General features: G+C 62.8%; 33 protein-coding genes and 1 tRNA gene. 18 read left to right on the plus strand and 16 right to left on the minus strand.

What is annotated here, in order from left to right; genetic code table 11:
* Nucleotides 1-55: 55 nt before the first annotated feature.
* The 14 genes from AC1ROT_RS00800 to AC1ROT_RS00865 all read right to left on the minus strand — a co-directional run bounded on the left by AC1ROT_RS00800 (nt 56) and on the right by AC1ROT_RS00865 (nt 11,058).
* Entirely contained in the window at nt 56-322 is a 267-nt protein-coding gene (locus tag AC1ROT_RS00800) for a hypothetical protein (protein WP_492996881.1), read from the minus strand.
* A 49-nt stretch (nt 323-371) separates the two neighbouring features.
* On the minus strand, nt 372-1,190 hold the full coding sequence (locus AC1ROT_RS00805; RefSeq protein WP_492996882.1) for a phage capsid protein: 819 nt from the start codon (nt 1,188-1,190) through the stop codon (nt 372-374).
* A gap of 208 nt (nt 1,191-1,398) precedes the next feature.
* Nucleotides 1,399-2,298 carry a hypothetical protein gene (locus AC1ROT_RS00810; protein WP_492996883.1) on the minus strand — a complete coding sequence of 300 codons (900 nt, stop codon included), beginning with the start codon at nt 2,296-2,298 and terminating at the stop codon, nt 1,399-1,401.
* Nucleotides 2,299-2,300: 2 nt separating this feature from the next.
* A complete protein-coding gene (locus AC1ROT_RS00815; protein WP_492996884.1) occupies nt 2,301-2,525 on the minus strand; it encodes a Bbp19 family protein in 225 nt (74 codons plus the stop codon).
* Nucleotides 2,522-4,093 (minus strand): portal protein, encoded by a 1,572-nt coding sequence (locus AC1ROT_RS00820; protein ID WP_492996885.1) that lies wholly within the window; start codon nt 4,091-4,093, stop codon nt 2,522-2,524. The genes AC1ROT_RS00815 and AC1ROT_RS00820 overlap by 4 nt, the downstream gene beginning before the upstream one ends.
* A 3-nt stretch (nt 4,094-4,096) precedes the next feature.
* Nucleotides 4,097-4,318: a hypothetical protein gene (locus AC1ROT_RS00825; protein WP_492996886.1), complete on the minus strand. Its 222-nt coding sequence runs from the start codon at nt 4,316-4,318 to the stop codon at nt 4,097-4,099.
* Nucleotides 4,284-4,736, minus strand: coding sequence for a hypothetical protein (locus AC1ROT_RS00830; protein ID WP_492996887.1), 453 nt, complete (start codon nt 4,734-4,736; stop codon nt 4,284-4,286). Before AC1ROT_RS00830 ends, AC1ROT_RS00825 begins: the two co-directional genes overlap by 35 nt.
* Nucleotides 4,720-6,492 (minus strand): hypothetical protein, encoded by a 1,773-nt coding sequence (locus AC1ROT_RS00835; RefSeq protein ID WP_492996888.1) that lies wholly within the window; start codon nt 6,490-6,492, stop codon nt 4,720-4,722. Before AC1ROT_RS00835 ends, AC1ROT_RS00830 begins: the two co-directional genes overlap by 17 nt.
* Nucleotides 6,461-7,012 (minus strand): hypothetical protein, encoded by a 552-nt coding sequence (locus AC1ROT_RS00840; protein WP_492996889.1) that lies wholly within the window; start codon nt 7,010-7,012, stop codon nt 6,461-6,463. Before AC1ROT_RS00840 ends, AC1ROT_RS00835 begins: the two co-directional genes overlap by 32 nt.
* Nucleotides 7,013-7,352: 340 nt before the next feature.
* A complete protein-coding gene (locus AC1ROT_RS00845; RefSeq protein ID WP_492996890.1) occupies nt 7,353-9,182 on the minus strand; it encodes a hypothetical protein in 1,830 nt (609 codons plus the stop codon).
* Nucleotides 9,183-9,211: 29 nt separating this feature from the next.
* Nucleotides 9,212-9,472, minus strand: a complete 261-nt coding sequence (locus AC1ROT_RS00850; protein ID WP_492996891.1) for a hypothetical protein — start codon at nt 9,470-9,472, stop codon at nt 9,212-9,214.
* Between the two features lie 9 nt (nt 9,473-9,481).
* The gene (locus AC1ROT_RS00855) at nt 9,482-10,549 is read right to left on the minus strand and encodes a DUF7146 domain-containing protein (protein ID WP_492996892.1); all 1,068 of its coding nucleotides are present in this window, start codon (nt 10,547-10,549) and stop codon (nt 9,482-9,484) included.
* Nucleotides 10,546-10,767, minus strand: coding sequence for a hypothetical protein (locus tag AC1ROT_RS00860; RefSeq protein WP_492996893.1), 222 nt, complete (start codon nt 10,765-10,767; stop codon nt 10,546-10,548). Before AC1ROT_RS00860 ends, AC1ROT_RS00855 begins: the two co-directional genes overlap by 4 nt.
* A 3-nt stretch (nt 10,768-10,770) precedes the next feature.
* A complete protein-coding gene (locus AC1ROT_RS00865; protein WP_492996894.1) occupies nt 10,771-11,058 on the minus strand; it encodes a helix-turn-helix domain-containing protein in 288 nt (95 codons plus the stop codon).
* A 158-nt stretch (nt 11,059-11,216) separates the two neighbouring features.
* On the opposite strand from AC1ROT_RS00865, the gene AC1ROT_RS00870 reads away from it, so the two are divergent.
* The 13 genes from AC1ROT_RS00870 (at nt 11,217) to AC1ROT_RS00930 (ending at nt 18,118) form a co-directional block, all read left to right on the plus strand.
* Nucleotides 11,217-11,849: a helix-turn-helix domain-containing protein gene (locus tag AC1ROT_RS00870; protein ID WP_492996895.1), complete on the plus strand. Its 633-nt coding sequence runs from the start codon at nt 11,217-11,219 to the stop codon at nt 11,847-11,849.
* Nucleotides 11,850-12,443: 594 nt separating this feature from the next.
* The gene (locus AC1ROT_RS00875) at nt 12,444-12,752 is read left to right on the plus strand and encodes a hypothetical protein (protein WP_492996896.1); all 309 of its coding nucleotides are present in this window, start codon (nt 12,444-12,446) and stop codon (nt 12,750-12,752) included.
* Entirely contained in the window at nt 12,749-12,970 is a 222-nt protein-coding gene (locus tag AC1ROT_RS00880) for a hypothetical protein (RefSeq protein ID WP_492996897.1), read from the plus strand. The genes AC1ROT_RS00875 and AC1ROT_RS00880 overlap by 4 nt, the downstream gene beginning before the upstream one ends.
* Complete coding sequence (locus AC1ROT_RS00885) at nt 12,967-13,905, plus strand: DNA cytosine methyltransferase (RefSeq protein WP_492996898.1); 939 nt, start codon at nt 12,967-12,969, stop codon at nt 13,903-13,905. The genes AC1ROT_RS00880 and AC1ROT_RS00885 overlap by 4 nt, the downstream gene beginning before the upstream one ends.
* Before the next feature lie 9 nt (nt 13,906-13,914).
* Nucleotides 13,915-14,082: a glyoxalase superfamily protein gene (locus AC1ROT_RS00890; protein ID WP_492996899.1), complete on the plus strand. Its 168-nt coding sequence runs from the start codon at nt 13,915-13,917 to the stop codon at nt 14,080-14,082.
* On the plus strand, nt 14,079-14,282 hold the full coding sequence (locus tag AC1ROT_RS00895; RefSeq protein WP_492996900.1) for a hypothetical protein: 204 nt from the start codon (nt 14,079-14,081) through the stop codon (nt 14,280-14,282). Before AC1ROT_RS00890 ends, AC1ROT_RS00895 begins: the two co-directional genes overlap by 4 nt.
* A gap of 7 nt (nt 14,283-14,289) precedes the next feature.
* Nucleotides 14,290-14,685, plus strand: coding sequence for a helix-turn-helix domain-containing protein (locus AC1ROT_RS00900; RefSeq protein ID WP_492996901.1), 396 nt, complete (start codon nt 14,290-14,292; stop codon nt 14,683-14,685).
* A complete protein-coding gene (locus AC1ROT_RS00905) occupies nt 14,682-15,884 on the plus strand; it encodes a DUF7706 family protein (protein ID WP_492996902.1) in 1,203 nt (400 codons plus the stop codon). The genes AC1ROT_RS00900 and AC1ROT_RS00905 overlap by 4 nt, the downstream gene beginning before the upstream one ends.
* Before the next feature lie 4 nt (nt 15,885-15,888).
* Nucleotides 15,889-16,278 (plus strand): hypothetical protein, encoded by a 390-nt coding sequence (locus AC1ROT_RS00910; RefSeq protein ID WP_492996903.1) that lies wholly within the window; start codon nt 15,889-15,891, stop codon nt 16,276-16,278.
* Nucleotides 16,275-16,538 carry a hypothetical protein gene (locus AC1ROT_RS00915; protein ID WP_492996904.1) on the plus strand — a complete coding sequence of 88 codons (264 nt, stop codon included), beginning with the start codon at nt 16,275-16,277 and terminating at the stop codon, nt 16,536-16,538. The genes AC1ROT_RS00910 and AC1ROT_RS00915 overlap by 4 nt, the downstream gene beginning before the upstream one ends.
* The gene (locus tag AC1ROT_RS00920) at nt 16,535-16,795 is read left to right on the plus strand and encodes a hypothetical protein (RefSeq protein WP_492996905.1); all 261 of its coding nucleotides are present in this window, start codon (nt 16,535-16,537) and stop codon (nt 16,793-16,795) included. Before AC1ROT_RS00915 ends, AC1ROT_RS00920 begins: the two co-directional genes overlap by 4 nt.
* The gene (locus AC1ROT_RS00925) at nt 16,792-17,925 is read left to right on the plus strand and encodes a tyrosine-type recombinase/integrase (RefSeq protein ID WP_492996906.1); all 1,134 of its coding nucleotides are present in this window, start codon (nt 16,792-16,794) and stop codon (nt 17,923-17,925) included. Before AC1ROT_RS00920 ends, AC1ROT_RS00925 begins: the two co-directional genes overlap by 4 nt.
* 103 nt (nt 17,926-18,028) lie before the next feature.
* Nucleotides 18,029-18,118 (plus strand) — tRNA-Ser (locus AC1ROT_RS00930).
* 19 nt (nt 18,119-18,137) lie between these two features.
* Here AC1ROT_RS00930 and AC1ROT_RS00935 read toward each other — a convergent pair.
* Both AC1ROT_RS00935 and AC1ROT_RS00940 read right to left on the minus strand, forming a co-directional pair.
* Nucleotides 18,138-19,610: a sensor domain-containing diguanylate cyclase gene (locus AC1ROT_RS00935; protein WP_492970610.1), complete on the minus strand. Its 1,473-nt coding sequence runs from the start codon at nt 19,608-19,610 to the stop codon at nt 18,138-18,140.
* Between the two features lie 68 nt (nt 19,611-19,678).
* On the minus strand, nt 19,679-20,530 hold the full coding sequence (locus AC1ROT_RS00940; protein WP_492996907.1) for a sulfite exporter TauE/SafE family protein: 852 nt from the start codon (nt 20,528-20,530) through the stop codon (nt 19,679-19,681).
* A gap of 307 nt (nt 20,531-20,837) precedes the next feature.
* Between AC1ROT_RS00940 and AC1ROT_RS00945 the strand changes: the two genes are divergently transcribed.
* Genes AC1ROT_RS00945 through AC1ROT_RS00965 form a run of 5 tightly spaced genes read left to right on the plus strand, consistent with a single transcriptional unit; the run spans nt 20,838 to nt 26,234 of the window.
* On the plus strand, nt 20,838-21,959 hold the full coding sequence (locus AC1ROT_RS00945; RefSeq protein ID WP_492996908.1) for a BMP family ABC transporter substrate-binding protein: 1,122 nt from the start codon (nt 20,838-20,840) through the stop codon (nt 21,957-21,959).
* Nucleotides 21,960-21,965: 6 nt separating this feature from the next.
* Nucleotides 21,966-23,060: an ABC transporter permease gene (locus tag AC1ROT_RS00950; RefSeq protein ID WP_492996909.1), complete on the plus strand. Its 1,095-nt coding sequence runs from the start codon at nt 21,966-21,968 to the stop codon at nt 23,058-23,060.
* A complete protein-coding gene (locus AC1ROT_RS00955; protein WP_492970606.1) occupies nt 23,057-23,983 on the plus strand; it encodes an ABC transporter permease in 927 nt (308 codons plus the stop codon). The genes AC1ROT_RS00950 and AC1ROT_RS00955 overlap by 4 nt, the downstream gene beginning before the upstream one ends.
* Nucleotides 23,980-24,687, plus strand: coding sequence for a biuret amidohydrolase (gene biuH / locus AC1ROT_RS00960; protein ID WP_492970605.1), 708 nt, complete (start codon nt 23,980-23,982; stop codon nt 24,685-24,687). Before AC1ROT_RS00955 ends, biuH begins: the two co-directional genes overlap by 4 nt.
* Complete coding sequence (locus AC1ROT_RS00965) at nt 24,687-26,234, plus strand: ABC transporter ATP-binding protein (RefSeq protein WP_492996910.1); 1,548 nt, start codon at nt 24,687-24,689, stop codon at nt 26,232-26,234. Before biuH ends, AC1ROT_RS00965 begins: the two co-directional genes overlap by 1 nt.
* Nucleotides 26,235-26,236 lie beyond the last annotated feature (2 nt).

Raw genomic sequence — 26,236 nt, forward strand, 5'->3', positions numbered from 1 at the left:
CCTCGGAAAGCGTTACGGGATGAGGACTGGGGCGGCCGAAGCCGCCCCAGTTTCGTCAGTCGGTATCGGCAGCGCCGACAGCGGTCAGGTCCGACACGTCCACGACGCCGCCGGCATTGGTCGCCACGGCGAAAATGCCCTGCGCAGGGGCAACACCGACGCCCACGTTGGCGAGGATGAAGTCACCCGGACGCAGGCACTCGGCGGCCTGGTTGAAATAGCCCTGCGTATCGACCACAGCGGCGAGGTCCGGCGTAGCGTAGTGCCACAGCGTAAAGCCGTTGGCATAAGCCAGCACCGCGAGGTTCTTGCGAACGAACATGCTCAGGTTTCCTTTCGAGATTGAGCAGCGGAGAGGAACAAGGAAGCCCTTAGGCTTCCTTGCAGCGCAGCGTCACCACGCCGGCACCGTCGATCAGACCGGCGCCCTGACTCATCATGTTGTTGATGAAGTGCGCCGCACGATCGCCGTGCCAGGTGATGTCGGATTTCACGTCGAGGCCGGAGGCATGGCCCACGGCGGTCTTGTGATACCAGTGACAGTTACGAACCGTGCCGTTCAGCGTCAGGCCCGAATGCGCCATCCACATCGTGCCCAGCCAGTGCTTGGCCTGCGCGCCCTTCCACGGCAGATCGTCGTCGCCGATATAGTCGGCGTCGGCGAATTCCGGGATTTCCAGAAGCTGCGACCACTGACGCCAGCCCACGACGGCATAACGCTCGCCATCGTCGGGAATGTCGGCATTGCCGAGCATTTCATACGCGGTAAGGATTTTAGCCTTGGTCAGGCCGTCGGTATCCAGACCGGCAAAGTTGGCCGACTGGTCCAGCGAACGGATGATCAGATCGTCGGTCTTGCGGCCGAGCGCGTAAGCGCCGGCATTCACGATCACGTCGCGCTCGTTGTGGCCGACCTTGAGTTCGTCCAGCGAGTCGAGCCATTCGCCCGCATAGTAGTCCTGCAGAAGGACCTCGACCGAACCATGATCGACGTTCATCACCGGCACTTTGCCGTGACGGGCCTTGGTGCTGGCAGTGCCCTTACCGACTTTCTGGAAAGTGGTCGAGGCACCCTTAACCTTGTTCTTGGATCGCACCGTCGGGCGCAGCTTCGCGCCCAGACGCTGATACGCCTGGTGTACGTCAGTCTCAAACTGACGGACAAAGGACTGTTCGATAGTCGGCTGCATTTGGTTATCTCCGGTTTGCAGACAGTTGATGCTTGCGCCCGTCTATCGCGCCGAGCAGCGAGCGGTACTGCCGGGGTCTTGCCAAAGAGAAAGCCCGGAGGCGCAGCCGGCAAAGCCGCTGCGCACGGGCCGCATAACGCTGCGGCCAGGCGGGCTTTTCAGAGCGTTGTGCGCCGGTCCAGCCACGGAGGGCAGCGCCGCTTACTCGTTACGCGGATTTCTTGGTGAGCCGTTCCCAGCCTTCAGTGACTTTCGCCATGAAGGTCGGGTCTTTCTGTTTCCAGTAGCGGGGATCGGCTTGCATCGCTTTCAGATCGTCCTCGGTCAGCGGCTCGGGAATGTCGTTGCCGCCACCACCACCGCCGGCCGCGTTGGCGTTCATCAGCTTCTCGCGGACCGCCATAAGCAGCATGGTCCCGTCGCGCGAGGCGCGCGTGATCTTGATTTCCTCGGCGAAGCCGGGAATATGGCCGAAGGTTGCGCCGAGCCAGGTATCCAGTTCCTTGATCCGCACCGGAGCATTCGCGCCGAGTTCCTGCGCAAGCTTGGTATTCTCGCCACGGATCAGTTCAACGTCGGCCGCCATTTCGGCCTGCTTTTTCGCCTCGGGCGTTTCGCGTCCGGCTTCCATCGTCGCAAAGGCGTTGACCATGTCGTCAACGAATTTCTGCGTAATGACGCCGCCGCTTTCCTTGATGCCTTTATCAAAGGCGACCGCGAGCGGGTGCTTGTCGTCAGCGGTAAACTGATCCTTGAGGCCGTCGGCGACATTGAGGACGAGGCCCTTTGGAGCCTGGCCCAGCAATCCCAGCTTGCCGCGCAGGTCCGCGCCGCGTTTCAGCGCAGCCTCGACGTTCACGCCGCCCTTGCCGTCGTTCGCGTTTACATCCCACAGTTCAAGCGGGACCTCGATATCCGAACCGTCCGCAGCCTTGAAGGTGCGAGCGCCGGCAACCGGCTTGTCGCCGGCGGGCTTGTCGCCTGCCGGCTTGCCCGCATCGGGCGCACCGCCCGCGTTGTCAGCAGCATCACTGCCGGGATTGAAACTGGTCAGGTCCGGCACGTCGCCAGTGCCAGCGTCATCGTTCTGATTGGTGTTCGGGTCCATGCTCATGCCTCCGGGGGTGACGGCGGGTTGTTGCCTTGCTTGATTTGGTTCTCGATGATCCGCACCAAGCGACGCTGCCCCTCAAGGTCACGCAACTCTGCCTCGCTGACGCCGGGGGGCAGCTCGCGCTCAATCGTGCGCTTGCGGAGATCAGCGAGGTAAATGGCACCGGGGCCGCTGCTGAACAGCATGGCGGCAATGCGCGGAATGTCGGCGGCGGCACTCATGGCTGCATCGCCCCAACTACGTTCTCGGCTGCGGCTTCGCCCAGCACCTTGCCAGCAGCGTTGGCGGCAGGAGCAGCAACAGCGCCGGCAATTTCTTCCAGCGGCGACGGCGGCGGCGGCTCGGGCTGCGGCTCTGGGATCAGTTCAGCCGGGAAGCCTTCCCAATCGAGATACCAACGGCCGAAGCCGTCAGCATCGACAATCTTGGCAGCGAGTTCCGGGTTGATCGCGGCGAGGTTCGCATATGCCGAAAGCATGCTGCGGGCCTTGGCCTGGTTGCGCATGCGCACCATTGGCGATACCGGCCAGATGGTCGGCACGGACTCGCGCTCCACGAAATACCGCGAGCCGGCCATTGCAGGATCACCGAGGACATACAGCACGGCGCGCACCAGCGGCTCATGCAGTTCCGAGTTGACCTGCAAGGTTTTCGGCATGTCGATGCGCGAATGACGGCGCTCGTCGGTCGCCACTTCCTCGGCAGTCCGACGCGAGGACTTGGCGCTTTCAGGCGGCAGCGGGCCGGCAATACCCTGCTCGACGCGGGCGTGCAGATCATTGAGGACGATGGCCGACACGTCGAAACTGCCAGCCGGCTTGAGCGGCTGGAGGCCAGACGAACCGACGGCCTTGGGGATGATTGCGCCCGGCTTAAGCTGTATGTTGGCCGGGTTCAGCACGCCGTCGTCGTCGGCCTGCCAAATGCCGGTAACGGCAATGCTCGCGTTCTTGAGCGTGAGTTCCTTGACCTTGTTCGCGGTCAGTGCATCCGGGAGGATGCGCAGGCCGGGACCGAAGCCGAGGCAGGAACCGAGCGAGCGGCCCATGCGGAAGGCCAGACGCAGATTGACTGGGTGACGCTGCAACAGCAGCGGCGCGGCGTCCTCATCATCGGCCAGGCAGACCCGGTGTTCCCAGTCCTGCTTGGACTGATCGTAAACGAAACCGTCTACCACGCTGATCAGCTTGTACGGGTCCTTGCGCAGGTCCTCTTGCAGCTTCGCGGTCAGCTTGATGCCAGGCCAGCGCCATTGCATCGAGCAGACCTGCACCTTGCGCGTCCGCCAGGTCGAGGTAATCGAGCCGTCGGGGCCGTCCTCGCCGCAAAGTTCACCGAGCGGCACCGTCTCGAAACGCAACGGCTTGTCGAGCGTAGGCCCTCGGCAGACCTGTACGCAGCCCAGCGAGACAACGCATTCCTGCAACGAGGTCTGAATTTCGGTGTGGAAGTTGGACCCTTCGATTGCCGCGTGAAACGTCTCGCGCAACAGCTTGGCCCGCGCTTTCATCGGCGGCGTATCCTGCGCGCCGGCAAAATCTGCCCATTCCTCAAACATCGGGAACAGCTTGTCGTGCAGATCGCCCGCCCGGCGCTCGACGGCGTCAGCGCCGACGGCGTCATAGACCTGCGCGTTGTCGGGAATTTGCCCCTCGTTGAACGTGGGGTAATGCGCCGGCAACAGAAGTTCATACGCCTTTTTCAGACGCGGGTGCCATCGCCTCGCGTCCTCAAGCGCCGCCTTGTAGCGGCGGCGGAAATTCTTGCTGTCGTCGTCAGCGCCGGTCATGGGTTAGCCGATGGTTTTTCCACCGCCGGCCGACGGATCGTAGCGCATGAGTGCAAGCGCCGACTGATCAATGCCGGCCTCACTGCCGAAGCGGAAGGCCGACAGACCGGCACCACGGCGCTTACGCGCGCGCAGCGTGGCGTCGTTCTTTTCCTTCTCCTCGGCTTTCTGTCGCTCCAGTTCGGAGTTGTCAGCCTGCTGCGGTTTCGGACTCTTGCCGCCCATCGCAAATCCCCATCTGTAGGAGATCGACGTATAGGCGATGCGGTGTACGCCAGCCGTGTCGTTTTCTCGGCAGACGCAGGAGATTTTCGATAAAGCCGACGCAGGTCCGATAACCGAACCGCATTCCTCGATCCTCGCACCGCTCGGTTATCACGATCCGCAGCTTGCCGCAGTCGGCAAGGAATTGCAGATCATCGAGATAGGCATGCGCCGCGCGCACAACCCGCAACCCGTCAGAGCGTGGGTCCAGCACGATCAGGCCCGCAGGATCAGGCAGGACCGCGAAGCAATGCCGAAACCCCGGCTTAAGTGTCCACAACAGCACACGGTGCAGCGCGCGCCAGGCGAAGCCGTCGGACGGCTCCGGGTCGGCGTGATCCGTGAACACGATAAGGCAACGATCAGACGGTGAAGTCATGGGGGGCCATCACTGGAACGCACGCCGTGCGCTGGTCATTCTGCCGACCGCGCAAGGTTGCCAGGTCGGAAGCGCCGACCGCCGCATACTGGTCTGCATCGGCCGGGTGGCTGGATGCATTCTTTTTCGGCTTGCCGTCCTCGTCGGCGACATACTTGCCGCTATAGGCCGAGATCAGCGGCTTGCACCAATCGGGGTCCAGCAGATATCCGGGCATGCCGTCGATGTTCTGCCGCATCGGGAAGCGGATCGCCTCAAGCCGGGTGTCGAGGTCGTTGCCGCATTTCGACGGATGCACCGAGAACCCCAGTTCCGCGCCGACCTTTTGCAGCCAGGTCTTTTCGCCGGTCTGCTTGTCAGCCCCATACCCGGCGGAGGGATCGCCATAGGCCCGGATCAGGCGGCGCGGCCATTGCGGATACCTGATCGCCATATGCTGCTTGACCATTTCGGCGAAGCGCACAGGCCCGCAGAATTCGCCCTGCGGCGCTGCCAGCACCGACATTCCGCGGTGCTGGCCGTCGGGCATAACCTGCCGCACAGACAGCGCGGGCGTGCCGCCAGCATCGAAACCGAAATAAAGCGGCAAATGCGGGATCGGCGCGAAAGTTTCCGAGGCGACCATGAACGACGCCCGGAATTCGCGGGTGATCGCCATACCCTCGGGGCTGGCGCCGAATTCGCCGTCAATGAACCGCTTGATTTTATCGGGGTCGTTGGCCCACGTCCGGGCTAGGCCCTCGTAATACGACAGCGGCGACCGGAGCCGGTTTTCCGCATAGGGCGAGCGACCGCCTGGCTGCTGGTACAGCTTGTAGCCCTCGACGGGCTTCTCCACGAATTGCTCATGTATCCAGTGCGCGACCGACGGCGGGTTGAACGCACCGAGGACCGCGCCGGCCGCCGGCTCGGCTTCGCCGTTCGGCAGCGTCGGCCGGTGATGCGGAGCAGGATAGCGACCCGCGAGAACGCGGCCGACGGCATGGCTGATCGCGTCGGGCTGCATCTGGTCGGCCTCGTCAAAAATGACAAGGTTGCCCTCCCAGCCCTTGAACACGTCCTCGGGTGTTTCCGCGTCGGGACCGATGGCGCGGAATTCAACGAGAATGTTCACCTTGCCCAGCTTGTGCCAGACGCCGGCTGCGTCGCGCAGCGCCAGGTCTAGGCGCACGTCGTGATGCGGCGGCGGGCCGTTGGTGAATTTCGAGCCAGGCAGGTTTTTGGAAATCCACTGGCTGTAGCTGGGGATCGTCTTGTCCTTGAGGTTCGGATAGGTGTTCCGAACGATCATCACTTTCATGTAGCGCACGCCGTCGAGCGGCGACGGCTTGATGCGGAACACATGCAGCAGCATCGCTTGCAGCAGACCGATGGTCTTGCCCGAGCCGTAAGGCCCCATGATGAACCGGCAGATGTTCACGCGGTCATAAATGAATTGGCGCGATACCGGACCGACCGGAGTAAGGTTGATGCCTGTTGCGGTCATCGCATCCCCTCCCCCCCGGTGAAAGGGCATCCTAAATTCGCGCGCGGTTGCTTTTTCCAGATCGAGGAAAAATACGCGCGCGACCCGGCCACTGGGGGCTGGCAGGCGTGGGGGGGCGACCGGCGCGGGCTGGCGTGCGGTCGGCGCGTGCGATGCGCGAGAGCAGCGGCCAGGCGGCGCGCGGCGCGGCGCTGGGAGTCGAGCGGCAGCAGCCCGACGGTTATCCGAACCGGCGTAATCATTCCGATTTCTCCCCGTTTTCCGCCACATCTTGCGGCGCGTCCAACTGCGGCGCGTCCAACTGCGGGAAGCCTCCGCCGATAAAGTCTTGAATTTCCTCGATAATCTCAATGTCCTCTGCGGACACTTCGCTATCGCCCTGATTGAGGATCAGCGCCGCTCGGTTGTCCTCGACCTCGACCACCAGCGGCAGTTTCTGGTGCATGAAGGGCAGCGCCGCGATATCGCAGTGCCGTTGCAGCTTGAACACGTCGGCCTTGTCCATCTGCAACTCTGCGGCCAGGCGCACCGTGTCGGCCGTGGCCGTCTTAAGCACGCGCTCCAGCGGCAGGCCGTACATGCGGCCAAGGGCCTCGACAATCGCCGTCGTGCGCTTGTTCTTCGCACCAGGCGGCCGACCTCGACCGCGAGGCGAAGCCTCGGGATTTTCCAAATCGGCCGCGCTCGCGCCGCCTATGGCCCCGAGCAAGGTTAGCTGCTGCGCCTGCGGCTGATCAGCCGGCATCGGAGCGTCCTCAAGATGCGTCTTGAGGCCGACGCGTTCGGTCATGGCGAATATAACCCCCATATTTTATTGGTCGCGGAAGGAGATCGCGGCGCTGTAGCGCGCCTGCTGCTCGCTGCTACGCGAGCGTTACGCCGTGCGTTACGGCTTAAGCCCTTGGGCCGACTCTCTTTATTGACATCTGTAACGCTGTAACGATGAAAAGAGAGAGAGACATATGCATAGGTGTGCGCGCGCGCATGTGGATGCGGCTGCAACTGCGTTGCAGCGTTACACCGACCACCAAGCCTATGATTTCTGGAAGATATGCGCGTAACGCAAACCGCTACGCTGCTGTAACTCCCCAGACCCAACGGCAACACATGGTTGCGTGCAGCGTCCCCGTTCATTCTGCTTTCACCGTCGGGGTCGGGGTCTGGATGATGAGTGAAAGCGGGAGCAACGTAGCACGAATTACTGCGCCGTCAAACCTCACTGCGCCGTGCGCTTGGCTGCCGCTGACGCGGCGCAAGGATTGGACCCAAGCGCCCATGCTGCCGGCCGGCGTGCGCCACGGCGAGCCGGGATAGTCGAATAGCCGCGCAAGCTGGCTGTGTCTGTTCGCCACGGCGAGCCAATAGACCTGGCCGGGCTTTGGCCCCTTATCAACGACCTTAAGGCCGAACATGCCGAGCGCCTTGTTGCACAAGGCCATAGGGTCCTCGACGCTTTCCTTGTTCTCGAATGCTTTCTCGACCCAACCCGCAACGGTGCGGCGCTCGCTGCCCTTGCCGAGGTCGATAAGGCATGTCTTGAGGTGCGACACGCAATTCATTGCGTCGCCGCCATCCTCGTCGTCTACAAAGTGCAGATCCTCTCGGCTGTATCCTTTCAGCGCCTCGGCCCATGCCTCGTCGCCCTGCGGCAACTCGTCGTTCAACATGAGATCGGCCGCCGCCAGCAAGGTTCCATATTGCGACGCGCTGCGCGCGCTGTGTCCTCCTAAGCGCCGCATTGCGGCCTTAAAGGCCGCAATGCGGTCGAGTAGATCGGGCCACCGGCTAACAAGCCGGTGGCGCAGTGTTTCTCCGATGCTGTTCAACCGCTCAAAATCAATCGGCGGCTCCGGCGCGTCCTTTGGCAGCGGGTCCAGTTCCAGCACCGCAATTCTGCTTCGATCCTGCGGGGTCAGGGGCGGAACAAGGATCGAGGAAAAGGCGAAGCACGACCGCGCGACGAATTCGACCGCTTCATGATCCGCGCCGCCGCGCCACATGCGGCCACCACTGGCAGCCAGGCGCGCGAATTGCACCAGCGCGTCAATCTTGCTGTTATCGGCGCTGCCCTCGTTCTCGTCCAGCAGCACCGACAGCGTGTCGAGTTTCAGGATTTGGCGAACGCCGGCCGCCGACGTGTCGGCAGATCGCAGCACGCCGCCCTTGCCGAACACGGCGTCCATGCAGTCTTGCAGCGTGCTTTTGCCGGAACCGAACGGCGCTGTAATCCAGATCATCGGCCGCCAGTCGAGCGCGCCGCCGATCATGGCGCACATAACCCAGCCGAACAGCAGCTTGGAAAACCGCTCGGGCTGTTCTGCCTCGCGGCGTTTCCACGACCACATACCGAACAGCCGCAGCAACTCGGCCGCGTCCTCGCGCGCGCTGCCTTCCTTCGCAGCGGGTCCGGGTAATGCGGGGCCGGATGGATACACATACCAGCCGATAAGACCTGGCCGCGTGACGGTGTGCGCATCGGCGCTGCGCACGATCACCGTTTCGCCCAGATGCAACACCAGCTCGTTCTTGTCGCCGCGCCAGGCTCCGCGACCGCGCAGGCGCGCGCGAGGGTCCCAGATCGCCTTTTTGCCGCAGGCGTTCATCAGGTTCTCGGCAAACTCGTCGGAGTGCCAGCCGGTGCGGCGGTTGCCTTTGCCGAGGCGTTCGTAATGCTTGTAAACCCATTCCTCGTCTTCCGACGAGGTCAGGTCATAGAGGTTCAGCTTGTTGTGGTCGCGCGCCTTGAGGCTGCGATACTGGCAGGCGGAGTCGAGGTAGTAGTAAATCCCCTCGCTCTTGCCGAGCGGCACCACCGGACAGTCAGGCGGCAGGCCCTTGCCATCCCATTCCTGATCGCTCTTGGGCTGCTGTTGCTGCTGGCGCGGGTCGGGCTTAACCGGCGCGGCATCATCGAGGGCAGATGCGGCGGCGTGCAGCGCGTCTTGCGGAACTTCACTCACGGATTTTCCCCACTGGTACTTGCTGGTTTTTATGCGGCGATGTTCAGAGCGAGCGTGTCAGGCGTCGGCCGGGTCAGATTGAAGCCCCGACGGCGCAGGCGCGCGACGGCACTGCGCATGCTGCCGTTCACGCACCAAGGCCCGCCGTCTGGATCGTCGCCCCATATGGCCTCGATCAGGTCGGACTTGGTGCGCGGCCCGTTGAGCAGCAGCACGATTAGATGTTTCTCGATGTAACCGATTTTCGGATTGCGCCGGGTCTTGGCGCAGAATTCCCCCGCCTGCTGCATGCAGCCCCCCTATGTCATCGGCTTGTTGCGGATAAGATCGTTCCAGTCCTTGAAGGCGGCGGGCGGCTTGGCGACGCGGACGGCATACTTGCGGTCTGCAAGGGCCTGCACCTGCGGAGGGAACAGGCGCGCGGCGTCGCTGCCGTCCGCGTCATTCTGCCCAGCGATAACGATTTCGCCGGCAGCGTCGGGGTCTGGCAGCAACAGCTTTCCGAAGTTGCCGACCGACATGGCGGAGACTGTGCGCCATTCAGGTTTGACCATCGCCACGCTAAGCGCGTCCTCGATACCCTCGGCCGCAACGATCACGCCGTCAGGCTGCGGCGACAGGAACGGCTTGCCGCTGGTGCCACGCCACAGCGGAATGAAGCCGCCGGAAGTGCCGCCATAGAACAGCTTGTCGCCGCCTTGCAGATCGCGGAAACGGTCGCTGCCATCCGGTAGCAGAAAGGTTCGGTGAATACCCATGCGCGTGACCTTGCCGTTGATCACGCCGACAACGAGGCAAACTAGTGCCGGGTATCTGTCGTCGGTCGGGCCGTGGTAGCACTTAGGCTCAAAACGCAATGCGCTCGGCTGCGGCGACAACTTGTCGAGGTCGATGCCGCGCGCCTGGCTCAGATAGACCCAAGCCAGATCGCCGCGCGAAATCGGACTGGCATGGTCAAAGACGTAGAGCGCGCGAGCGCGCATGCGCGCGGCCTCTTGAGCGGCTTCCTCGGCACGCTTGCGCTGCTTTTCCGGGTCGGGTTTGGGTATCGACGTTGTGCCGTCGGTGTAACCGAGATACGCCAATGCCCATTTCCATGCCTCTTTCCAGTCGCCGTCGCAGGCGGCCAGGCAGATCAGTTTCAACGGCTTGTCGCCGCCGACCTTGCTTGGGAAGTGGCAGAAATATCCTCGCTTCGCGCCGCCGCCGACGTTGATCCGCAGGTTGTTGCCCGCAGCGCCGGAGAAATCGTGGACCTCGAATTCGTTGCGGACCCTAATGCCGTGCGGGAACAGCCGCTCGCATAGATCGTCTATACGCTCGATCAGAGCGGCGTTGACTTGATCCATTGTCGGCTTGGTCGTCATACGGCGCGCGCCTCGCGTTTCGCAATCAGGGCGTCAGCGGTGCGCTCGAAAAAGATTTCGACGGTGTCGAGCCTGTAATCAGGATACAGGGTCAGGGTGACGACCTCGCCGCCAAGGTCGCGGTGAACCACCAGACGCCAGCCGTGCGCATCGTCGCGCACCAGCCAGCCCGTATAGCCCTGCTTGTGGAACTGCGCGGGGTTGCCAGGCGTGGTCATCGGTCACTCTCCCGAAAGTCCGGCCGGCGCGGCATCGCTGCCGCCGCCGGCCGTAGTCAGGGAGGAAAAGCCGGCTTGGCCCCCGGCAGGGATCGGATCGGCGTCGAAATCGTCAGCGGTGACGCCGCATAGGTCTTTCAGCTTGGCCCGGTAGCTGCGGCCCGGCTGACATTCGCCGCTTTCCCAGCGTGACCAAGTCTGCTGGATGGTGCCGACAGCGGCAGCGGCGGCGTCCTGTGAAATGTTTTTCTCGGTTCTCCAAGAAAAAAGCTTTTGACTACCCCGGTTCATCACGCATGCCTCGCGTATTTAGTGGTCCGAACTAGGAACACCGCTATATGTCGTGGCTGGTGAATACGCAATTTCCGCGTTATTGTCTATTTGAAATGGACGGGCTAACGCGAATTGAGTGTTATACTTCACGCGAGCGACGCGTAAGCATCGCGCGCATGAGCACGCCTGCCCCGACTCCCAAGCATTTCCTCCGCTACTGGCGCGAATTGCGCGGCCACAGTCAGGGCGCGCTCGGCGATTTAGCCGGCGTGACGCAGGACGCCATATCGCGCCTTGAACTGGGCAAGACCGACCTGGCTTACGACGAGCAGGCCGAGCGGCTGGCCGGCGCGCTGGAGGTTTCGCTGCTGGAACTCATGTTCGGGCCGCAGAATACCGACCTGCCCGAGGACGAGCGCGCAATGCTGTCGCTGTATCGCCGCCTCAATCCCGAGGAACAGGAGCGCGTGCGAAAGATCGCTGCCGCGCTCGCACCCGAGGACGCGGTGATCACCAGCGCACCCCCGGAATTGCTGCGCTTGGCGCGGGAAGACGGGCAAGAACTGCGCGAATTCGACACCGATCTATGGGCCGAAATCGACGGCTTCACGGCCAAGGAACTCGCCAACTACAAGGAACTTGGCAAGACCAGCCAGGCGCAGCGCGTCAACCTGACGGCCAGCCTCTACCTGATCGCGCTGCAAGACCGTGACGCCGGCCTGAAGCCGGACTATGGCCGCATGCGCCTGTTCATTCGAGGCCAGGCGCACAGTCAGCGCGCCATCAAGGGGAAGCGCCCCCAAGCCTGACGGCACACCATCCGTAGAAGTGGTGCAATTTTCTTAATTTCGGCGTTGACTACCACCCATGCGGGAGGGTTAATTACCTGCCCGCGCCGAAATATTATTTTCGTCAACCATAGGACGGCGGGGGTTGGCGATATCCCCTCGCCAGAGCCGCAGGAATCTCCACTCCTGCCACGCAACAGTGATCAAGTGTGCATGCCCGCCGCCGCGCGACCGCGCGCGGGCACAATGGGGAGTTTGCGTCTTGTTTTCCAGCAACAGACGGCTTTGGGCTAACGTCAGCGACGCGATTGCCAAGCTTTGGCGCGATGTTGATGACGATGGCGGGCCGCAGCTTGAGGCAGAAAGCCTTATGAATACGGTAGTATATCCAGACACGTCAGAGGTGATTTGTCCGCCGGAAAAATCGGGCAGCAAATTGGCCGCCTGGCTATTGGTCTGTGCCCTGTATAGCGCGAATTTTGCCGAGCATGGGCTAAGGATCGGGTAATTGGCGTATACTGATTATATTTAGTACGCGTTTTCTGCGTTGACTGGTTACGCGGTTTCTGCGTATTCCTACTCGCGTCGGTTTGACGACGAGAGAGGAATACCACCTTGCACACTTTCGGCTTTACAGCCCATCGCGGCGCACGCCGTGCGCGGCAGCCCAAGCGGCACCAGCTCACCAAAGCAGAAATCGCGGCGCGTGGCCATGAAGCCCTCGCCGTAGAAGCCAGCGCGCAAGCCAAGGCTTGCGCCATACAAGGCGACACCGAAGCCCGCGACCGCTGGAACACCACCAGCAGCGACCATCGCGTTGCCAGCCATGCGCTGGCGCAGGGCGTGCGCGCCTACAGCAAGCGCGCCGACGAGGCCGCCTACATCAAGGGCCAGGCAGTGCTGGCTCGGGCCGGCCGCGCATGAGTCCCGCGAACGCTCAAGCCCTGCTGGCCGTTGTGCGCGGCCTGCAAGCCGGCGTCCAGTTGCTGCGTACCATCGAGCAGCACGAACCCGAAGAAGCCGACACACTCAGCGCCATTGCCGAGGAATTGGAAGCCACGGCAGGCGACCTCGACAACATCGCGCATGGCCGCGTAGACGACGAACCCTTGCCCAACGTCACCTTTGGGGGCGAGGCATGATCGCCGTTGACCTGTTCGCAGGCTTAGGCGGCCTTAGCGAGGGCGCCAGGCTTGCAGGCATCAAGGTCGTCTGGGCGGCGAACCATTGGCAGGCAGCGGTTAAGACGCACGCCGCGAACCATCCCGACACCGAACACGCATGCCAAGACCTGCACCAGGCCGACTGGCGGCAGGTTCCGCGGCACAACTTCCTGCTCGCCGCACCTGCCTGCCAAGGGCATGCGTATGCGCGCGGCAAAGAAAGACCACACCACGACGCGACGCGCTCGACTGCATGGGCTGTCGTGTCGGCGCTTGAATATCACCGGCCGGAAGGCGCGGCGGTCGAGAACGTACCTGAGTTTCTAAAATGGGCACTGTTCCCGGCCTGGCGCTCTGCCGTCGAGGCGCTGGGCTATTCGCTCTGCATCGTGATCCGCAACACCGCCGACCACGGCGTGCCGCAGGACCGCGAACGCATGTTCATTATCCTGACCCGCAGCCGGAAGCCTATCAGCTTGAAGCTGGAGGACAGACCGCATGTCGGTTTCGACACCATCGCCGAGTGGGATTTCCCTAAGTGGTCGCCAGTTGAAAAGAAGGGCCGCGCCGCCGCGACACTCGCGCGCGTGGCCGACGGCCGGCGCAGGTTCGGCGAGCGGTTCATCATGCCTTACTACGGCAGCGGGTCGGGGCTGACTGGCCGCTGCCTGTCGCGGCCCATCGGCACGATCACCACGCGCGAACGCTGGGCGCTCGTTGACGGTGACCGTATGCGCATGATCCACGCGCGCGAATGTCTCGCCGCTATGGGCTTTCGTCCCGACTACCTGCTGCCCAACGAGCCGCACCTGACGCCAAGCAAGAACAACAAGCTGGGCATTTTCATGCTGGGCAACGCGGTCAGCCCACAGCAGGCCGAGGACATTCTGACCGCTGTACAGCGCGCAATCTGAGGGCAGCACATGACCGAGAAAATCGACATTGACCAGATCAAGAAGCAAGCCCGCGACCTCAAGGTGCTGACTGACTGCACCCACAGCCAAGCTATTGAGGCCATCGCCCGCGCGCGCGGCTTTCGCACCTACGCCGCCTTGCGCGCAGCTTGGAAGAAACAGGAGGCCGTGCAGTGAGCAACCTTCCACCGCCCCTCGATCACAACCGCGACAAGACCATGCTGGCCGATGGCCGCAAGGGTGACTTGATCGTCCGAATTCCTCTGCACGCAACGCTCGTCCGGGTGGACGGCGTGCGCCAGTGGGTAGCCGCCGGCCATGCCGGCATGACACCGGCCGAACGGCGGGCCTTTGACGCCGAAACATTCCAACTGTGAGGACACGATGAACGAGACTGCACCCCGGCAGCCCAACCCGCACGACAAGGCTATTGGTAGCCGGCTCTATGCCGCGCGCCGCCTGGCCGGCATGAGCCAGAGCCTACTTGGCGAAAAGGTCGGCCTTAGCTTCCAGCAAATCCAGAAATACGAGAAGGGTCTGAACCGCATCGGCGGAAGCCGCATGCAGCAGTTTTCGGAAATCCTGAACGTGCCACCCAGCTACTTTTTCGAGGGCATCGACGCGCCGCAGCCGGGCGATACCGGCAAGCTGACCAAGAAAGAACTCGACGTGTTGCACGACTTCCGGCGCTGCCCGGATGCGATGCAGACCGCCGTCGCCCATCTGCTCGCCGCAGCCGGCAACGCGCACGCGGGCACAATGCCGGAGGCCGTGCTTTGACAGCCGTACAGGAAAACATTCTCGACCGTCTGTCGCGGATCATCAAAGCCACAGGTCGCACGGAAACCGAATTCCTCCGGGAGGCCGGGCAGTCGGAAAACACGATCCGCAACGCGAGGCTGGCGGGTAACGACCCGTCTAGCCTGACCATTCAGAACGCCGCGCGCATCTGCGGCGTGCCGACCGATTATATTTACGGCTTTATCACCGAAGCCGACGGCATACCGATGCACATTCATTGGAGCAAAGTGCATCCGTCGCCGCTCAACCCGCGCAAGACGTTCGGCCTGCTGGACATTCAGGAGTTGGCAGAGAGCATCCGGTATCGCGGGCTGCTGCAACCGATCCTCGTCCGCCAGGTCGGCGGGGAATATCACATCGTGGCAGGCGAGCGGCGCTACCGCGCTTACCGCCATCTGCTCGACAACAACGACCTAAATAAAGACTCGACGCATATCCGCTGTGTTTTGGTGACGACAGACGACCTCGGGCACTTGCTGGCCGCGCTGACCGAAAACCTACAACGCGCGGAAATGAACGTACTGGATGAGGGCGAAGCCTTCGCCAAGATCAAGGCGCTGGGCTTTGATGGCGTGCAGATCGCCCAGCAGGTCGGCCTTAAAAAGCGGTATGTGCAGCAGCGCATCGCCTTGGTTGAAAAGCTGATCGGACCTGTAAAGGACGCCATGCGCGAGGGAGTGATTGACTTCACGCGCGCCCGCGCGCTGACCGAGGCAGACGCGGAACTGCAAGACCTGCTGGTAAAGAACCTCGCCAGCTATCCGACAGCCGAGGCGCTGGAGCGTGCCGTCCGCGCTGCGAACGCCGCACGCGAGGCCACCCTTGCCAACACGGCGCAGCCGCCAGAGAACGAGCCGGCTACGCTGTTCCAGCGATTGTCGGAGCAGGCCGAGGCGCGAGAGGCCGAGGAAGCGGCCAGGCCGAAGCCCCGGCCGCTGGTGCCGGCGCGGATCGTCCAGCCGCCGACGCCGCCGGCAGAATCCGAGACACCGGAAGCAGTCACCGTGACCTGCGAACTGTCCGACGGCCAGGCGTTCGCCTTGGCCCAGATGGCGAAACGGTTTTCGTGGAACCACGCGAACCAGTTGGCCGACGGCGACACCGAGCGCAACGACATGATTGCCGGCATGATCAACCTGCGGGACGCGCTGCGTACCGCAGGCTATGCCCCGAGGTAACAGCATGGCCGACAACTGGAACCCTGTCGCCCGTGGCGTGGTGTACTGCTCGCCAGCATGCGGCGGCAAATGCACCCGGAAAGCCTACGATCAGGCCATGAAGGAAGCCGCAGCACTCGCCGAAAAACTCGGCGACGGCTGGGCACCGCGTGTCTGGGAAAACCTCGGCTGGCACTACAGCGTGCGGAAAGGCAAAGCTGAAATCCACGCCTATATTCGGGGCAGCAGCCTTGAGGGCGGCTGGGAAATCCTCGACTACTCGGCCTTTTTCAATACGCACCCGCAGGTCGTGGCCTCGGCGAAGGACGCAGCCGACGCGCTCGGCTTCGCCATTCAGGACGCACGATCGCTCGTCGCCCAGATCGAGGCCGACTGCGCGGCGCTGCTCGCATGAACGCGCCCGGCAATCCCCTTGCGCAGATCGCGCCCGAGGATTTGCCGGGCGTTCCCCTTTCGCGCGCCGTGCCGATCCTGTTCAAGATCGCCTGCATGGCGGCCGACATGGTCGAGTCCAACGAGGCCATGACCGCCTGGCTGCATGACAACCGGCGCACGCTAAACCTGATCCGCAGCGAGCGGCCCGACTTGTTCGCCGAATTCGGCGAGCATGTGAAGGCGCGGCGCGCGGCAATCCCCAGCATCGAAACGCTATGACCGCGCCGGCCGACTCGCTCTATTGGACATGGGCACAGACCGCTGCTCAGTTTGGCGGCCGGTCGGCGCAGTGGCTGCGGAAGCAGATTGCGAACAACCCGGAATTTTCCTCTTTCCCGAAGCCGCGCCTTGGAGGTAATTTCTTCCTCGTTAGCGAGGTCAAGGCGTGGACCGGCCGCGACGATCAGAGCGCAGCGCCAGCACCCAAGACCATGAAGGATTACACAGACCTATTGTTGGGCAGGTTGAGCGCATGAGCCGCTTAAAAAAAATCCGCCATCTAGTTTGCAAGGGCAAGCCCGGCCAAGAACGATACTACTGGCAGCCGGCGGCTGCTCTGCGCGCTGCTGGCTTCGCGCCGCGCACACTATCCAAGGACCTCGCGGAGGCCATGCGCCAGGCCGAGGAATTGAACAAGACCGTTGACGAGTTTTACGCCGGCACGCCACCCAAGGCCGCGCCACAGGCCGACAGCGTCGCGGCGCTGATCAAGGCATTTCAGACCAGCAAGAAGTACCTCGCGCTCAAGCCGCGCACGAAAGAGGATTACGATTACTACCTGCCTTTTCTGGAGACATGGGCTGGCGACGTTCCCGCCGCGATGGTCGGCCGCAAGGCTGCCAAGAAATGGCTGGAGGAAATCGAGACGAAGCACGGCCCGGCCTTTGTGTTCCACGTCTACAGTTGCGCCCGCCGCGTTTTCAACTATGCGCGCGACGAGGAATGGCGCGCAGATAATCCCTTTGAAAAGCACGGTATCGCCACACCGGCCGAGCGCGAGGTTGTTTGGACCGCCGAGGAATTTGAAATCTTCCGGGCCAAGGCCGTCGAGATGGGCCGGCGCTCGATGGCGCTGGCGCTGACCCTTGCCTACTACCTGGCCCAGCGCGAGGGTGACGTGATCGCCCTGAAATGGACAGCCTATGATGGTCAGCGCATCACACTAAAGCAGGCCAAGACCGACCGGCAGAAAGGCGCTAAGACGCTTTCCATTCCTTGCCTGCCTGACCTCAAGGAATGGCTCGACGGCACGCAGCGGCCGGAGCCGACCGACACCGTGCAGGACTTGGCGGCATGGCCCATCGTCGTCAGCGAGGGCAACAAACGCGCCTATGGCGAGGACAATTTCCAACACCTGTTTGCAGAGATACGCCAGGCCGCCGGGCTGCGGAAGGAACTGCAATTCAACGACTGCCGTCGCAGCGGCGCGACCATGCTGGGCAAGGCCGGCTGCACCGACGATGAAATCCGCTCGATCACCGGCCACCGCACGCGCAACGTGGTCGCGCGATATGTGCGGCCGGACAACGACTTTGCAGACAACGCTATCGTGAAGCTGGAGCGGATCACACATAGGAAGGCTGTCGCATCCGACCCGACTAAGTAGCAGCGCCACTCGGAAAAGTTGGACGTTTTTCCAACTCGTTCCGGTTTTTCAGTTGGACGCGCGACTTGAAAATCAGTGCTAAGTGCTTATAACGACAGGCAACGGACGGGTGGCCGAGTGGTTTAAGGCAGCGGTCTTGAAAACCGCCGTACCTTCACGGGTACCGTGAGTTCGAATCTCACCCTGTCCGCCAACCTGCCGGCAGGCAGCGCTCAGCCCGCGGCCTGGACCGCGTCTTCAACCTTCACCTTGTTGCGGCCGGCCTGCTTGGCCAGATAGAGAGCCGCGTCGGCCCGGGCGACAAAAGCGGTCGCATCATCGTCATGCTGCAATGGCGCGACACCGATGCTCACCGTCGCCTGGATGCTGTGGCCATCCAGTGTAAAACTGGCGCCCTCCACCGTCTGGCGAATAGCCTCAGCCAGTCTTTCGGCATTGAAGAGATCGCAGTTGCGCAACGCCACCAGGAACTCGTCGCCGCCCCAGCGGCAAATGATGTCCGAAGAACGCAGGGCCGCACGGATGGCATTCGCCACGCCGCTGAGCACACGGTCACCGGCCGTGTGGCCGAGATCGTCATTGATCGATTTAAAGCGATCCACATCGATCATGATCGCTGACAGCGGTTGCGAGAACCGCCGGGCATCGCGGATCGCCTGATCGATCAGGATGTCATAAGCATGACGGCTGGCCACACCGGTCAGGCGGTCGGTGGTGGCCATCGCTTCCAGCCGTTTCTGGAAATGCGTTACGGTCAGCCAGGTCCCGGCCAGTACCAGCGCGGTGATGACGATGCAGATGAGGATGTTGATATAAAGCGCGCGCCGGATCTGGGCGAGATCGCGGTCGGCTTCCTTTTCGACCAGCAGATACCAGCCCAGTTCCGGAATGAACCGGACATTGAGAAAGCGGGTTTGGCCGCCATACTCATATTCAAAAGTCTTTACGTCGCGCCGCGACCATTGCGGCATCAGTTGCCCTAGCGGGCCGCGCATACGGACATCGTTCTCGGGAACAGCATTATCCTCGCCCACCAGAACGATCTGTCCATGCTCATCGGCAAAATACACCGTGCGGCCGTACCGGCGCTCGTATTCGGTGATCAGGTTGCGCACGGCATTCACCGTCAGGCCGATCCCGGTGGCGCCGATGAAGTTGCCCTGATAGTCGAGGACACGGTAATTGATGAAGATGGTCATCGTATCCTGATTGGCAAGATCGGGATCGACATTGATCTCGTAGGGCAGAATCATGTCGCGGACACGGAAATACCAAGCGTCGCGCGGCTCGGCTTCGTCCACCCGCTTCAGCAGGCTGTCGGCGTGATAATAATTCCGCGTCTTCTCCGAAACGAAGAAACTGGTGAAAGCGCTGTAGCGCCCCTTGATGTCATGCAGATACTGGATCAGGCGGTCGGGCTGCTGCTCGCCGGTCAATACCCAGTCACGCACGAAGGTGTCGGTTGCCATCACCGAAGAGATCAGGATCGGCTGCAGCAGATCCTTCTGGATTTCCGAATAGATATTGTCCGAGGTGAGCGGCAGTTCGGTCTGCACCACCGCATCGCGCAGCGACTGGCGCGATACGAAGTAGCTCGCCAGCGATGTGGCAAGAAACCCGGTCACCAGCAATGCCGTGACCAACCCCACCAGGGCCCGCCTGTCGTTCAGGACCTGTTGCATCATCCCCTTACCCCAGCAGAATAGTCAAAAAGGAATACCCGCAATCCGGGCGTTCCGATAGAGCCGGCCGGTCAGAAGAAGCTGATCACGAAGCGCAGGCAGACCGCCGCCAGGAACAGGCCGAACAGCACTTCCAGTTTCCGCTTGGGAAGGGCATGGGCGAGCCGGGCACCAAGCGGCGCAGTCCAGATGCTGGTCGGCACGAACAGCACGAAACCCAGCAGCGAAACGTAGCCCAGTGCGAGCGGCGGCTGCAGAGCGGTGATGTCGGGAAACTCCGCAGCTTTCGGCCAGCCGGCATAGATGTAGCTGAGCGCGCCGGGGATGGAGATGATGACCCCGAGGCCCGAGGAGGTGGCGATGGCCTGGTGGATGGGCCGGCCGTAGAAGGTCATGAACAGGCTGGACAGCTGCCCGCCGCCGATCCCCATCAGCGCCGACAGGATACCGATCAGTACGCCATAGGCCCGCATGATCGGATTGGACGGAATGTCGTCGGCGATTTTCCAGCTTTCCTTGCCGAACAGCAGACGCAGCGCCGAAGCGCCGGCCACCACCACGAACACCGCCTTGAAGAGATCGGCCGGTGCATAACGGGCGATCACGCCGCCGATCACCACACCCAGAACAACCGGAACAGCCCAGATTTTCACGATCGACATATCGACCATGCCCTTGCGCCGATGCGCATTGAAGGAGCGGATCGAGGTCGGGATGATCACCGCCAGCGAGGTGCCGACGCAGAGCGGCATGCGCACGTCTTCCGGTATCCCGATGACAATGAACAGCTCGTAGAGCACCGGGACGATGACAGCGCCGCCGCCGACACCGAATACGCCGGCCAGCACGCCGGTCACCGCGCCAGCCGCCAGCAGCGCCACAGCAAGCCAGGCGAGTTCGCTCAGGGGAATACCAAGGATCATGGAAAAACTCAGGGCCAGAAAATGAACGGTCAGCCGCCCCCGGAGTCGGTTGCGTATACAGATTGTCGGTCGATGTTTCTGCCACGGCAACCATCGGCCCGGAACTGGCGCATAAAAGATGCATACAATTCTCAATTATTGGCTATTTTTTATACAATCACTCCAGGCATGTATACGAATGGGCCGGGCGTTCTATGCCAAGCTCTTGGATACAAAGAATTTTCTACAACGCACAAGAAGCGGCACAACTCTTGCTGCCCGTATAAAGCGAAGATGACTTCTGCCACGGGACAAGGGGGAATTTGCCATGACATCAGAATTCAAGCTCAGCCGCCGCTCCATGCTGCAGGGAAGCGCCGCGCTCGGCGCCGCCGCCCTCACCGCTGGTCTGCCGCTCGGATCGGCCCACGCCAAGGATGTCGCGATCGGCTTCATCTATGTCGGGCCCCGTGACGACTTCGGCTACAATCAGGCCCATGCCCAGGGCGCGGCCGCACTGAAGAAGCTCGGCGGCTTCAAGGTGCTGGAAGAAGAGAACGTGCCCGAGACCGTCGCGGTCGAGAAGACCATGGAGTCGATGATCAACCTCGACGGCGCCGCCTTGGTCTTCCCGACTTCGTTCGGTTACTACAACCCGCATATGATCAAGCTGGCCAAAAAGTACGACAAGGTCCGCTTCCTGCATTGCGGCGGCATGTGGTCGGACAAGGACCCGGTCAATGCGGGCAGCTATTTCGGTTATATCGACGAAGCGCAATATCTCAACGGCATCGTCGCCGGCTACACCAGCAAGACCGGCAAGCTTGGCTTCATCGCCGCCAAGCCGATCCCGCAGGTGCTGCGAAACATCAACGCCTTCACGCTGGGAGCCAAGCTCGCCAATCCGAATGTCACCACCCAGGTGATCTTCACCGGCGACTGGTCGCTGCCGGTCAAGGAAGCCGAAGCCACCAACGGCCTGATCAACCAGGGAGTCGATGTCGTCACCTGCCATGTCGACAGCCCGAAGGTGATTGTCGAGACCGCCGAGAAGCGCGGCATCATGGTCTGCGGCTACCACGTCGACCAGTCCAAGCTCGCGCCCAAGGGCTATCTCACCGGCGCCGAATGGAACTGGGAAGCGCTTTATCCCAAGCTCGCCAAGTCGGTTCAGGGCGGCGAGAAGCTGCCGAACCTGGTGCGCGGCGGCCTCAAGGAAGGCATCGTCAAGACCTCGGCCTATGGTCCGCTGGTCGAGGAAAAGGCCCGCAAGCATGCCGACGACATCAAGGCCAAGCTGACCGCCGGCTCCTATGTGATCTTCAAGGGTCCGATCAAGGACAACAAGGGCGCCACGGTGATCGCCGCCGGTACCGAGCGCGGCCAGACCGATATCGAACTGGAGAAGATGAACTATCTGGTCGAAGGCGTGCTCGGCGCCCTCGCGTAAACCGCCGTGGAGGCCAGTCCGCTTAAACTCGACGATGGCACGGCCCGCTGGCAGGACATCCTGCGCAGCGGTGCCGAGGCCGTTGCCGTACCATTGCTGGCGGTGCTGGCCGCCCTCGTCCTGTTCGGCATCTTCGTCGCGCTGGCCGGCGTCAATCCCTTCGACACTTACAGCCTCATGTATGCCGGCGCCTTCGGCTCCTGGTTCTCCTGGCAGAACACCCTGACCCGCGCCGCGCCACTGATCCTCACGGCCTTATGCTGCGCCCTGCCCGCCCAGCTTGGCATGGTGGTGATCGGCGGCGAAGGTGCACTGGTAATCGGTGGTCTTGCGGCCGCCGCGATCAGCCAGGCCCTACCCAACGCGGCGCCGCTGGTCGTCCAGCTTGCCATGGCGATGGCCGCGATGGCGGGCGGTGCGGTATGGATCGCGCTTGCCGGCGGTTTGCGGCACTGGCGCGGCGTCAACGAGACGATCTCCAGCCTGCTGCTGGTCTATATCGCTATCGCCATATTTAACCAGTTGGTCGAAGGCCTGCTGCGCGATCCGGCCAGCCTGAACAAGCCATCCACGCCGAATATCGGCGACGCCAATATGCTGAGCACCATACCCGGCACCGATATCCACTGGGGCCTGGCTTATGGTGTCATCGCCTGCGTGCTCGCCTATATCCTGATCTATCGCACCACGTTCGGCTTCGCCATGCGCGTGGCCGGCGGCAATGTGAAGGCTGCCCGCATGGTCGGGTTGCCGGTCGGCAAGCTGGTGCTGGTCGCCTGCGGCCTCGCCGGTGCTGCGGCCGGCCTGGCCGGCATGGTGGAAGTGGCTGCCGTGCATGGCAAGGCCAATGCCTCGCTGATCGTCGGCTATGGCTATACCGGCATTCTCGTCGCCTTCCTCGCCCGCCATAATCCGCTGGCCATCATCCCGGTCGCCATCCTGCTCGGCGGTATCGGCGCCAGCGGCGGCCTGTTGCAGCGTCGTCTGGGCCTGCCTGACGCCACCGTTCTGGTGCTGCAGGGCCTGATCTTCATCTCGATTCTGACCAGCGAAGTGCTGTACGGCCGGCTGCCGTGGCTGTCGCGAAAGATGAAGCCATGAGCGCCGATCTGCTTGGCTGGTGGGGCGTACCGCTGGCGGTGCTGGCCGGCGCCATTCGCGTCAGCACGCCATTCCTGTTCGTCAGCCTTGGCGAATGCATCACCGAGAAAAGCGGCCGCATCAACCTCGGCCTGGAAGGTACCCTGGTGATGGGCGCCATGAGCGGCTACGCGGTGTCCTACCTCACCGGCTCGCCCTGGCTCGGTGTACTGGCTGCCGGTTGCGCCGGTGCCGTGTTCGGCATCGTGCATGCCCTGATCTGCAGCCTGCCGCGCGTCAATGACATTGCCGTGGGCATCGCGCTGATGCTGTTCGGCATCGGCCTTGCCTTCTTCCTCGGCAAGCCTTTCATCCAGCCACAGGCCCCGAACCTGCCCTCGATCCCGTTCGGCAACTGGAGCGACAATGCCCAGGTGCGCGACTCCCTGCGCATCAACGCGCTGTTCCTGATCGGCGTGGTGCTCGCACCCGTGTTGCTCTGGGCTTTCCGCAACACCCGCTGGGGCCTGATCGTGCGCACTGTCGGCGACAGCGCCGATGCCGCCCGTGCGCTGGGCTATGCCGTCAACCAGGTGCGGATGTTTGCCACCGCCAGTGGCGGCTTTCTGGCCGGCATCGGCGGTTCGTTCCTCTCGCTGTCCTATCCCGGCAGCTGGAGCGAGGGCCTGTCCAGCGGACAGGGCATTACGGCCGTCGCCCTGGTGATCTTCGCGCGCTGGAATCCGATGCTGTGCTTCTGGGCGTCGCTGCTGTTCGGCGGAGCTGCGGCCCTCGGGCCCGCCTTACAATCCGTCGGCATCACACAGGGTTATTACCTGTTCAACGCCATGCCGTATTTCCTCACCCTTGTGATCATGATCCTGACCTGCTCACGCGACCGCACGATTGCCGGCGCGCCAGGTGAACTGGGAGTGACCCGATGACCTACCAGACCGCCACAGCCAATGCCGGCCGTCATGTCGCCGCCGATCCCTATCCCTGGCCGTGGAATGGCGACCTGCGGCCGGAGAATACGGCGCTCATCATCATCGATATGCAGACCGATTTCTGCGGCAAAGGCGGCTATGTCGACGCCATGGGCTACGATCTCTCTCTGACCCGCGCGCCGATCGAACCGATCCAGCGTCTGCTCTCCGCCATGCGCACCAAGGGCTATCACATAATCCATACCCGCGAAGGCCATCGCCCCGATCTGGCCGACCTGCCGGCCAACAAACGCTGGCGTTCGCAGCGTATCGGTGCCGGCATCGGCGATCCCGGCCCCTGTGGCCGCATTCTGGTCCGCGGCGAACCGGGCTGGGACATCATCCCCGAATTGGCGCCGAAAGCCGGCGAAGTCATCATCGACAAACCCGGCAAAGGCTCCTTCTGCGCCACCGATCTGGAACTGATCCTGAACCTGCGTGGCATCCGCAATATCGTGCTGACCGGCATCACCACCGATGTCTGCGTCCATACCACGATGCGCGAAGGCAACGATCGCGGCTTTGAATGCATCCTGCTGGAGGACTGCTGCGGTGCCACCGACAAGGGCAACCACGACGCCGCGCTGAAGATGATCAAGATGCAGGGCGGCGTGTTCGGTGCGGTCGCCACCTCGGCTGCCTTCCTGGAGGGCATCGCCTGATGGTGATGTTCGTCCCTGATCCGGCCGCTCCGCCCGCCACCGGCGCCGTGTCGCTGGAAGCGCTGGGGATGAGCAAGCAGTTCGGGGCCCTCAAGGCGCTGGACGATGTGACGCTGAAGGTGGAAGCCGGCAGCTTCCATGCCCTGCTGGGCGAGAACGGCGCCGGCAAGAGCACATTGGTCAAATGTGTGATGGGCTATTACACGCCCGATACCGGCCAGGTGATGGTCAGCAATCATGAACAGCCGATTTCCAGTCCGCGCATGGCGCATACGCTCGGCCTTGGCATGGTCTATCAGCATTTCACGCTGGTCCCCGATATGACAGTTGCCGAGAATCTGGTGCTGGCGCGGACCGACCTGCCACGCGTCATTGACTGGAAGGCGGAGCAGGCCGATCTGGAGTCTTTCTTCGCCACCATGCCCTTCCGCGTGCCGCTGGATCGCAAGGTCGCGGCACTGGCGGCCGGCGAGAAGCAGAAGACCGAAATCCTCAAGCAGCTGTATCTCAAGCGCCGCTTCCTTATTCTCGATGAGCCGACCTCGGTGCTGACACCGGGAGAGGCCGACGAGGTGCTGGGTCTGCTGCGCGATATGACAAAGTCGCAGCAGCTCACCGTTCTGACCATCACGCATAAATTCCGTGAGGTGTTTGCCTTTGCCGACAGCGTCACCGTTTTACGCCGCGGCAAATTCGCCGGCAGCGGCAAGGTCTCCGATCTGACCGCCGACGATATGGCGAAGATGATGATGGGCGAACAGAAGCTGCCCGATCCCGCCCCTCGCAGTGGCGAAGCCGGCAGCGAAACCCGCCTTGCCATCAAGACCCTGAACGTGACCGACGATGCCGGCCAGCCCGCGGTGAAAGGCGTCAGCCTGCGCGTGCGCGCCGGCGAGATTCTGGGCATCGCCGGCGTCTCCGGCAACGGCCAGCGCGAACTGGTCGAGGCCATCGCCGGCCAGCGCAAGATCGTGGATGGCAGCATTGCCTTGCATGGCGAGACATTTGACTGCAGCCGTGCGGCGATGAAGCGGCACAAGCTGTCCTGCCTGCCGGAAGAGCCCCTGCGCAATGCCTGTGTCGCCGGCATGAGTGTGGCCGAGAACCTGGCCTTCCGCCGCTTTGACGAGGCGCCGTTCGCGGCTGGCGGCTGGTGGCTGAAGCCCGGCGCCTTCCGCGAGGCCGCAAAGCAGATTATCGCCCGCTATCGCGTCAAGACTCCAGGGCCGGATGCCGCCATCGGCCAGCTTTCGGGCGGCAATGTGCAGCGCGCCGTGCTGGGCCGCGAGATCGGTGGCGAGGTGAATGTGCTGGTTGCCGCCAACCCCTGCTTCGGCCTCGATTTCGCCGCCGTCGCCGATATCCACGGCCAGATCATGGCAGCCCGCAACCGTGGCGCTGCCGTACTCCTGGTCAGCGAGGATCTCGACGAGCTGTTCGAACTGTCGGATCGCATCGCCGTGATGTTCTCCGGCCGCATTGTCTATGAGGACGCCATCGCCGCCGCCGACCTGACCGTCATCGGCCGCCATATGGCAGGGCACTGACC

Source organism: Ferrovibrio sp. GW821-FHT12E11 (assembly GCF_058806975.1).

What these genes read in the sequence shown, in the direction of transcription:
- AC1ROT_RS00835 (WP_492996888.1), bottom strand. Translation starts at nt 6,492, where the DNA reads ATGTGGCGGAAAACGGGGAGAAATCGGAATGATTACGCCGGTTCGGAT.
- AC1ROT_RS00820 (WP_492996885.1), bottom strand. Translation starts at nt 4,093, where the DNA reads ATGACCGGCGCTGACGACGACAGCAAGAATTTCCGCCGCCGCTACAAG.
- AC1ROT_RS00800 (WP_492996881.1), bottom strand. Translation starts at nt 322, where the DNA reads ATGTTCGTTCGCAAGAACCTCGCGGTGCTGGCTTATGCCAACGGCTTT.
- AC1ROT_RS00830 (WP_492996887.1), bottom strand. Translation starts at nt 4,736, where the DNA reads ATGACTTCACCGTCTGATCGTTGCCTTATCGTGTTCACGGATCACGCC.
- AC1ROT_RS00935 (WP_492970610.1), bottom strand. Translation starts at nt 19,610, where the DNA reads ATGATGCAACAGGTCCTGAACGACAGGCGGGCCCTGGTGGGGTTGGTC.
- AC1ROT_RS00815 (WP_492996884.1), bottom strand. Translation starts at nt 2,525, where the DNA reads ATGAGTGCCGCCGCCGACATTCCGCGCATTGCCGCCATGCTGTTCAGC.
- AC1ROT_RS00910 (WP_492996903.1), top strand. Translation starts at nt 15,889, where the DNA reads ATGGCCGACAACTGGAACCCTGTCGCCCGTGGCGTGGTGTACTGCTCG.
- AC1ROT_RS00885 (WP_492996898.1), top strand. Translation starts at nt 12,967, where the DNA reads ATGATCGCCGTTGACCTGTTCGCAGGCTTAGGCGGCCTTAGCGAGGGC.
- AC1ROT_RS00890 (WP_492996899.1), top strand. Translation starts at nt 13,915, where the DNA reads ATGACCGAGAAAATCGACATTGACCAGATCAAGAAGCAAGCCCGCGAC.
- AC1ROT_RS00945 (WP_492996908.1), top strand. Translation starts at nt 20,838, where the DNA reads ATGACATCAGAATTCAAGCTCAGCCGCCGCTCCATGCTGCAGGGAAGC.
- AC1ROT_RS00965 (WP_492996910.1), top strand. Translation starts at nt 24,687, where the DNA reads ATGGTGATGTTCGTCCCTGATCCGGCCGCTCCGCCCGCCACCGGCGCC.
- AC1ROT_RS00805 (WP_492996882.1), bottom strand. Translation starts at nt 1,190, where the DNA reads ATGCAGCCGACTATCGAACAGTCCTTTGTCCGTCAGTTTGAGACTGAC.
- AC1ROT_RS00915 (WP_492996904.1), top strand. Translation starts at nt 16,275, where the DNA reads ATGAACGCGCCCGGCAATCCCCTTGCGCAGATCGCGCCCGAGGATTTG.
- biuH (WP_492970605.1), top strand. Translation starts at nt 23,980, where the DNA reads ATGACCTACCAGACCGCCACAGCCAATGCCGGCCGTCATGTCGCCGCC.
- AC1ROT_RS00870 (WP_492996895.1), top strand. Translation starts at nt 11,217, where the DNA reads ATGAGCACGCCTGCCCCGACTCCCAAGCATTTCCTCCGCTACTGGCGC.
- AC1ROT_RS00880 (WP_492996897.1), top strand. Translation starts at nt 12,749, where the DNA reads ATGAGTCCCGCGAACGCTCAAGCCCTGCTGGCCGTTGTGCGCGGCCTG.
- AC1ROT_RS00860 (WP_492996893.1), bottom strand. Translation starts at nt 10,767, where the DNA reads ATGACCACGCCTGGCAACCCCGCGCAGTTCCACAAGCAGGGCTATACG.
- AC1ROT_RS00955 (WP_492970606.1), top strand. Translation starts at nt 23,057, where the DNA reads ATGAGCGCCGATCTGCTTGGCTGGTGGGGCGTACCGCTGGCGGTGCTG.
- AC1ROT_RS00810 (WP_492996883.1), bottom strand. Translation starts at nt 2,298, where the DNA reads ATGGACCCGAACACCAATCAGAACGATGACGCTGGCACTGGCGACGTG.
- AC1ROT_RS00940 (WP_492996907.1), bottom strand. Translation starts at nt 20,530, where the DNA reads ATGATCCTTGGTATTCCCCTGAGCGAACTCGCCTGGCTTGCTGTGGCG.
- AC1ROT_RS00920 (WP_492996905.1), top strand. Translation starts at nt 16,535, where the DNA reads ATGACCGCGCCGGCCGACTCGCTCTATTGGACATGGGCACAGACCGCT.
- AC1ROT_RS00855 (WP_492996892.1), bottom strand. Translation starts at nt 10,549, where the DNA reads ATGACGACCAAGCCGACAATGGATCAAGTCAACGCCGCTCTGATCGAG.
- AC1ROT_RS00850 (WP_492996891.1), bottom strand. Translation starts at nt 9,472, where the DNA reads ATGCAGCAGGCGGGGGAATTCTGCGCCAAGACCCGGCGCAATCCGAAA.
- AC1ROT_RS00925 (WP_492996906.1), top strand. Translation starts at nt 16,792, where the DNA reads ATGAGCCGCTTAAAAAAAATCCGCCATCTAGTTTGCAAGGGCAAGCCC.
- AC1ROT_RS00900 (WP_492996901.1), top strand. Translation starts at nt 14,290, where the DNA reads ATGAACGAGACTGCACCCCGGCAGCCCAACCCGCACGACAAGGCTATT.
- AC1ROT_RS00865 (WP_492996894.1), bottom strand. Translation starts at nt 11,058, where the DNA reads ATGAACCGGGGTAGTCAAAAGCTTTTTTCTTGGAGAACCGAGAAAAAC.
- AC1ROT_RS00840 (WP_492996889.1), bottom strand. Translation starts at nt 7,012, where the DNA reads ATGACCGAACGCGTCGGCCTCAAGACGCATCTTGAGGACGCTCCGATG.
- AC1ROT_RS00825 (WP_492996886.1), bottom strand. Translation starts at nt 4,318, where the DNA reads ATGGGCGGCAAGAGTCCGAAACCGCAGCAGGCTGACAACTCCGAACTG.